At 59.6% G+C, this 6,658-nt stretch carries 7 protein-coding genes and 2 tRNA genes; 2 read left to right on the top strand and 7 right to left on the bottom strand.

The window, feature by feature from the left end; translation table 11 throughout:
- Positions 1-253 (top strand): valine--tRNA ligase (locus Y708_RS29530; RefSeq protein WP_162150429.1); only part of this gene is annotated, 253 nt, incomplete at its 5' end.
- Between the two features lie 265 nt (positions 254-518).
- On the opposite strand, the gene Y708_RS0101965 is transcribed toward Y708_RS29530, so the two are convergent.
- From Y708_RS0101965 to Y708_RS0101935, 6 genes are all read right to left on the bottom strand, one after another.
- Positions 519-1,160: a mycothiol-dependent nitroreductase Rv2466c family protein gene (locus Y708_RS0101965; protein WP_028278611.1), complete on the bottom strand. Its 642-nt coding sequence runs from the start codon at positions 1,158-1,160 to the stop codon at positions 519-521.
- A gap of 123 nt (positions 1,161-1,283) precedes the next feature.
- Complete coding sequence (clpX, locus tag Y708_RS0101955; protein WP_028278610.1) at positions 1,284-2,576, bottom strand: ATP-dependent Clp protease ATP-binding subunit ClpX; 1,293 nt, start codon at positions 2,574-2,576, stop codon at positions 1,284-1,286.
- Between the two features lie 174 nt (positions 2,577-2,750).
- Positions 2,751-3,425, bottom strand: coding sequence for an ATP-dependent Clp protease proteolytic subunit (locus tag Y708_RS0101950; RefSeq protein ID WP_028278609.1), 675 nt, complete (start codon positions 3,423-3,425; stop codon positions 2,751-2,753).
- 52 nt (positions 3,426-3,477) lie between these two features.
- Entirely contained in the window at positions 3,478-4,074 is a 597-nt protein-coding gene (locus tag Y708_RS0101945) for an ATP-dependent Clp protease proteolytic subunit (RefSeq protein ID WP_028278608.1), read from the bottom strand.
- A gap of 268 nt (positions 4,075-4,342) precedes the next feature.
- Complete coding sequence (gene tig / locus Y708_RS0101940) at positions 4,343-5,737, bottom strand: trigger factor (protein ID WP_028278607.1); 1,395 nt, start codon at positions 5,735-5,737, stop codon at positions 4,343-4,345.
- Positions 5,738-5,822: 85 nt separating this feature from the next.
- Positions 5,823-5,896, bottom strand: a tRNA-Pro gene (locus Y708_RS0101935).
- Between the two features lie 125 nt (positions 5,897-6,021).
- Here Y708_RS0101935 and Y708_RS0101930 point away from each other — a divergent pair.
- Positions 6,022-6,092 (top strand) — tRNA-Gly (locus Y708_RS0101930).
- A gap of 63 nt (positions 6,093-6,155) precedes the next feature.
- Here the strand turns inward: Y708_RS0101930 and Y708_RS22310 are convergent.
- Positions 6,156-6,658, bottom strand: a 503-nt coding sequence (locus tag Y708_RS22310) for an Fpg/Nei family DNA glycosylase (protein WP_035774986.1), incomplete at its 5' end; no start/stop codon positions are given.

Raw genomic sequence — 6,658 nt, 5'->3', positions numbered from 1 at the left:
CGGTATCCTGCCCACGGTGGGGCTCGCACTGAGCGGAATCCGCAAGGCCAAATCCGAGGCCAAGGTGAAGCAAAGGACCGAAGTGGTTTCCGCCGTCGTCAGTGGATCCGACGCTCAGGTGGCGCAGCTCGAGGCGGCGCTGGGCGATCTTTTGGCCGCTGGTAATGCCCGGGAATTGACTCTGAAAACGCACGACGGCGACCTGACGGTTAGTGATGTGGAACTGGCGCAGCCGGAAACCGAGTCGGAATAGTACGGGTTAAAAGGGGAAGCCCCTTCAGCGTATACGCGTTGGAGGGGCTTCGACTTCGATCCGTTGTGTGACGCTTCGGGTCTCGCGGACTCCGCCAGCTCCAGGTCTTACAGCCTCGTCACCGGCTGCCGCTTTGGCAGGATCTTGAGATGCTGCCGCTGCATGTCACTGAAGTTTTGGTGACCGTGGCCCTCTTCCGAAGAAGTGGGTACGTATGATTATGCGCCGGTCGTCCGGATCGCACAAGGCCTGAATCAGTCAAACTTTAGTCAAACTTCGGGCTTTCGGTGCGTGAACGCTTGAGCTCGAAGAACTCAGGGAATTCAGACATCATGACGGCACCGTCAAAGATCCGGCCAGCGTCCTCTCCGCGTGGTATCCGGGTGAGCACCGGACCAAAGAAGGCGGTTCCGTTGAAGGCAACCACCGGCGTGCCGACTTCGTCGCCCACCTTGTCGATGGCCTGTTGGTGGGATGCCCGCAGAGCCGTGTCATATTTGCTGCTTGCCGCATACTTCGCGAGGTCCTCAGGAAGACCTGCCTCCTCGAGGGATTGGACAATTACGTCGTCGAAGTCCTTATTCTCCTGGATGTGTATCCGGGTTCCCATCGCATCGTAGAGCTTCTTGACGTTTTTCACACCGTGGAGGTCTGCAGCGGCCATGATGACCCGGACAGGACCCCATGCTTTTCCCATCAACGACTGGTACTCCTCCGGCAGATCGCGGCCCTCGTTCAGGACGGCCAGGCTCATGACGTGCCAGTTCACCTCGATGTTACGAACCTTCTCAACCTCACCTATCCAACGGGAGGTGATCCAGGCGAACGGGCAGGCGGGATCAAACCAGAAATCGGCTGTCTCGGTTGCCTGCGTGGTCTCAGCAGTTTCTGTGGCTGTTGCAGTCATTTGAAGTGGCTCCTTAGGAGAGTGGGGAGTCGATATGGAGGAAACAAGGTTCCTCTTCACGTCAACCGGTGTCGGCGCTCTCATATTCCAGCCGGCAGCATCAATCAGGCTGCACTGAACCGATCAGGCTGACTTATTACGCCTCTTGGCCACCACGTCGTGGGAAATGAGGGTTGGCTCAGCCTTTTTGGCAACGACGGCTTCGGTGACGACAACCGTCGCGACATCATCGCGGCTGGGCAGATCGAACATGACCGGAAGCAGGACTTCCTCCATGATGGCCCGCAGTCCGCGGGCACCAGTTCCGCGCTCCAGAGCCTGGTCGGCAATCGCCTCAAGTGCCTGTTGCTCGAAGGTCAGTTCAACGCCGTCCAGCAGGAACATCTTCTGGTATTGCTTGACCAGTGCGTTCTTTGGGTCGGTGAGGATCTGCATCAGCGCCGGCCGGTCGAGGTGTGTGACGGTGGTGATGACCGGCAGGCGACCAATGAACTCCGGAATGAGCCCGAACTTCAGCAGGTCCTCCGGCATGACATCGCCGTAGCTGACTTCCTCATTCTTCAGCGAGCTCAGCGGAGCACCGAAACCGATTCCCTTCCGTCCTGCGCGGGATCCAATGATTTCCTCGAGTCCCGCAAATGCCCCGGCAACGATGAACAAGACATTGGTGGTGTCTATCTGGATGAATTCCTGGTGGGGATGCTTGCGTCCACCCTGGGGCGGAACCGAGGCCACCGTTCCCTCAAGGATTTTCAGCAGGGCCTGCTGCACGCCCTCGCCGGAAACATCACGCGTAATCGACGGGTTCTCACTCTTCCGGGAAATTTTGTCTATCTCGTCGATGTAGATGATGCCCTGCTCGGCCTTCTTGACATCATAGTCAGCAGCCTGAATGAGTTTGAGTAGGATGTTCTCGACGTCTTCACCTACATACCCAGCCTCGGTCAGCGCCGTTGCATCGGCCACCGCGAAGGGCACGTTGAGCCGCCGGGCCAACGTCTGCGCCAGATAGGTCTTGCCGCATCCGGTGGGCCCGATCAGCAGGATGTTGGATTTGGCTATCTCCACATCCTCAGCCGGGGAGGCATCGGAAAGGCTTGCCGACGCACGCGGAGTATGTCCCGATTGGATCCGCTTGTAATGGTTGTAGACGGCCACTGCCAGTGAGCGCTTCGCAGGCTCCTGGCCAATGACGTATTCCTGCAGGAAATCGAAGATTTCGCGCGGTTTGGGCAGCTCGAAGGTGCCCAGATCCGCTACCTCGGACAGCTCCTCTTCGATGATCTCGTTGCACAGGTCAATGCATTCGTCACAGATGTAGACACCTGGTCCAGCGATCAGCTTCCGGACCTGCTTCTGGCTTTTGCCGCAGAAGGAGCACTTCAGTAGATCCGTGCTCTCACCTATGCGAGCCATGTGTCAGTCCCCTTACGTGGTCCTCGGTATTGCGCTGAGCCCGTGTGAACCCATCCGTCTTTTGGAGTCGACTATGTTCCACTCTAAGCCACTTGATGTGTCGATTCAGCCACCAAAATGCCCGTGGTGCTTATCTTACGCATCACGGGCATTTGCCTGGCGGTTGAGAGCCGCCTATGGCTTGTTGATCTTTGGCGGGGTGATCTTCCGCGAGGTCAGGACCTCATCCACCAAGCCGTATGCCTTCGCGTCAGCCGCGGTGAGAATCTTGTCCCGCTCGATGTCGATGTTTACCTGCTCGGACGTCTTGCCGCTGTGCAGGGCCAGTGTGTCCTCCAGCCAGGTACGCATGCGCATGACCTCGTTGGCCTGGATTTCCAAGTCTGAGGCCTGACCACCTTGGCCGCCGCCCAGCGCCGGCTGATGAATAAGCACCCGCGCATTGGGCAAGGCCAACCGCTTTCCGGGTGCGCCCGCGGCAAGCAGAACCGCTGCGGCGCTGGCCGCCTGCCCAAGGCAGACGGTCTGGATCTCGGGCCTGATGAACTGCATGGTGTCGTAGATGGCGGTCATGGCCGTGAAGGATCCGCCGGGTGAGTTGATGTACAGGGTGATGTCGCGTTCCGGGTCGGTGGACTCAAGGACCAAAAGCTGGGCCATGACGTCATCCGCTGATGCGTCGTCGACCTGCACGCCGAGGAAAATGATGCGGTCCTCGAACAGCTTGGTGTAAGGGTCCTGGCGCTTGAATCCATACGGCGTGCGCTCTTCGAACTGCGGCAGGACGTAGCGGCTGGTGGGAAGCTCTGGTGCGCGGCCGCCGGGTTCTGCGTTGAAGTTGTGATTCATTGTGGTCTCCTGTTGACAGGTGCGAAATGTGGGTGGGAACAGGTGCCGGTTGTCAGTCGCGCTGGGTGCCGCCGCCGCCGGACACGGAGCCCGCGTGGGCGGAGATCTTGTCGAAGAACCCGTACTCCAGTGCTTGCTGCGCCGTGAACCATTTGTCGCGGTCGTTGTCGACGAGGATTTTTTCGACTGTCTGGCCGGTCTGTTCCGCGGTGAGTTCAGCCATAACCCTCTTCATATGCAGGATCAGCTCGGCCTGGATGCGGATGTCAGACGCAGTGCCGCCGATCCCGCCCGAGGGCTGGTGCATCAGGATACGCGCGTGCGGAGTTGCGTACCGCTTACCCTTGGTTCCCGATGAAAGGAGAAATTGGCCCATCGACGCGGCCAGTCCGGTGGCAACCGTGACCACATCGTTGGGAATGAACTGCATGGTGTCATAGATGGCCATGCCGGCCGTCACCGATCCGCCGGGGGAATTGATGTAGAGGAATATGTCCTTGTCAGGGTCCTCAGCGGAAAGAAGCAGCAACTGCGAGCAGATTGCGTTGGCGTTGTCGTCGCGGACCTCCGAACCGAGCCAGATGATGCGCTCTTTGAGGAGGCGGTTGTAGATGTAGTCATCCCGGCTCGCGGGATCGACTGTAGCCATTGTTGGCTGGGTGCTGTGCGTGGGTTCGGTTGCCATGCTGATTGACCTCTCACTCAGGTTTGTCTCTCACTGGACACTAACTTGTTTGGCCCCTGATTTGCTCCCGCTTCAGCACCTGTTCGCTGACGGCGCATCGTTGGCCAGGAGGCTTTGGAGCGGCCTCCCCACAGGCCTTCCAATCAGTCATTTGCCGCCCAAAAGCAGAGAAGCCGGCACCCAAATGGGTGCCGGCTTCTCTGGGTCAAACGGGCGCAGGCCGCCCGTGAAGTTAGACCTTGGTCGATGCGGGATCGTCGGCGGAGTTGTTCTCGTCCTGAATGTCGCCACCGTCGGAAGTCGCGTCGGCATTCTCCCCCTCGGGGTTCTCGCCGGCCGGACGCACGAACTCGCTGAGATCCACGACCTCTCCGTTGCTGTCCTTCACCACTGCGAGTTCCAGTACTTTGGCGAGGGCCTTCCGTCGGCGGACCTCGCCGACGATCATCGGCACCTGGCCGCTCTGGTCGAGCATCTGGGCAAACTGGTTAGGATCCATCCCGTACTGGCCGGCGGTGGAAACGATGTAGTCGATCAGCTCGTTCTGGCTGACGCCGATCTCTTCCTTCTCAGCAACCGTGTCCAGGACAATCTCGTTCCGGAACGCCTGCTCGGTGTTCCCGCGGACCTCCGCCCGGTGCTCTTCGGTGTCATGGTCTTCGCCGGCCGAGTGAGAGTTCTCGTCGTTGAAGTGCTTCTCAAGCTGCTCGTCAACAACGGAATCCGGAACCGGAACTTCAACAAGCTCCAGGAGCTTCTCAAGCACCTTGTCACGGGCCTCGACACCCTGCTCAACCAGTTTGTCTTCGGCTGCCCGCTTGGTGAGGTCCTCGCGCAACTCCGCTATGGTGTCGAATTCGCTGGCAAGCTGGGCAAAGTCGTCGTCGGCAACAGGCAGCTCGCGCTCCTTGACCGCCTTCACGACAACCGTCACCCGGGCGTCCTCGCCGCTGTGATCCCCGCCTGCGAGTTTCGACTCGAAAATAGCCGACTCGTCAACGCTGAGCCCCGTGACCGCCTCGTCCATGCCCTCAAGCATTGAGCCGGACCCAACCTGGTAGGAGATGTCAGCTGCCGAGTCAACGTCCTCGTCACCGATCTTCGCGTTCAGGTCGATCGTGAGGAAGTCACCGTCCGCGGCGGGCCGGTCAACATTGTTCAAAGTACCGAAGCGTCCGCGCAGTTCATCCAGCGAATTGGTGACATCTTCTTCGGAGGCCTCCACTGACTCAACGGTGATTTCAAGGCCGGAGTAGTCTGGAAGCTCGATCTCGGGCCGGATGTCCAATTCCACGGTGAACAGCAGCTGGCCGTCCTGCGCGCTGGGATCGGGTACCTCGGTGATTTCCACCTCGGGACGGCTCAAAGGGCGAATCTTGGTTTCCTCGACAGCGCTCTGGTAGAAGCCGTTCAGGCCGTCATTGATTGCAGTCTCGATCACATAACCGCGGCCAACGCGCTGGTCGATCAGCTGGTTGGGAACCTTGCCCTTACGGAAGCCAGGCACCTGAACCTGATTGGCGATTGTCTTGTACGCCGCATCGATGTTTGGCTTGAGTTCCTCGAACGGGACCTCGACATTGAGCTTCACTCGAGTGGGAGTGAGGGTTTCGACAGCGCTCTTCACAGCCTGGGACTCCTGAATGATTGGGATTGTTCCGCACGGTGGACTCGTTCTTCCGGAAACGGAAATACTGGACCTTAATCCAGAGTCGGGGTGACAGGAGTTGAACCTGCGACTTCCTGCTCCCAAAGCAGGCGCTCTACCAAGCTGAGCTACACCCCGTTAGTGCAGATGACAGTCTACGTAACTTTCGCCACCGTTGCACATTTGTACATTCCGTATTCCCTGTGGTGTAGTTATATGCGTTCCAACGGACTGCCGGTCTACCGCAGCGAACCGGAACCACTGGGGGCGTAGCTTAATGGTAAAGCCTCAGTCTTCCAAACTGATTACGCGGGTTCGATTCCCGTCGCCCCCTCCCTGTAAAACACCCCGGCCCCGCCGCAGGGTGTTTTTTCTTTACGCGGTGGGACGGCTGCAATCAACCCGATTGGCACTCCGGGCACCAGTACAGCTTTCTCGCACCCAGTTCAGCCATGAGCACAGGTGTTCCGCAGACCCGGCATGGGAGGGCGGCGCGCTTGTAGACGTAGTGGGCCTCGGACGGCGGGGCCGTGCCGCTGCCCTCGGAGCGGTGATCCGCCGTCGTCGTAATGATTCGCCCGTCCCGCACACCGTCGCCCATGATGGCAACCAGGTCATTCCACAAACCGGCCGCCTGACCGCCGTCGAGAGATGACCCGGGGACCCGGGGATTGATGCGCTGCCTGAAAAGAACTTCGGCGCGGTACACGTTGCCCACGCCCGCAATCACCGCCTGATTCATCAGCAGCAGGGCAACCGGACTCCTGCTGCGACGCAACCGGTCAAGAAAGGCGCCTGGAGCAGATTCGGTGCTGAGGGGGTCGGGTCCAAGCTGACTGACGACGACGTCGCGCTCGGCTTCGGTGATTACTTCGCAGGCGGTGGGGCCTCGCAGATCCG

Origin of the sequence: Arthrobacter sp. H5 (genome assembly GCF_000520595.1) — a bacterium.
Taxonomy (GTDB): domain Bacteria; phylum Actinomycetota; class Actinomycetes; order Actinomycetales; family Micrococcaceae; genus Arthrobacter_D.
Note: the sequence above shows the minus strand (reverse complement) of the source record. Positions and strands in the feature narration are given on the sequence as shown.

What these genes read in the sequence shown, in the direction of transcription:
- Y708_RS0101965 (WP_028278611.1), bottom strand. Translation starts at nt 1,160, where the DNA reads ATGACTGCAACAGCCACAGAAACTGCTGAGACCACGCAGGCAACCGAG.
- clpX (WP_028278610.1), bottom strand. Translation starts at nt 2,576, where the DNA reads ATGGCTCGCATAGGTGAGAGCACGGATCTACTGAAGTGCTCCTTCTGC.
- Y708_RS0101950 (WP_028278609.1), bottom strand. Translation starts at nt 3,425, where the DNA reads ATGAATCACAACTTCAACGCAGAACCCGGCGGCCGCGCACCAGAGCTT.
- Y708_RS0101945 (WP_028278608.1), bottom strand. Translation starts at nt 4,074, where the DNA reads ATGGCTACAGTCGATCCCGCGAGCCGGGATGACTACATCTACAACCGC.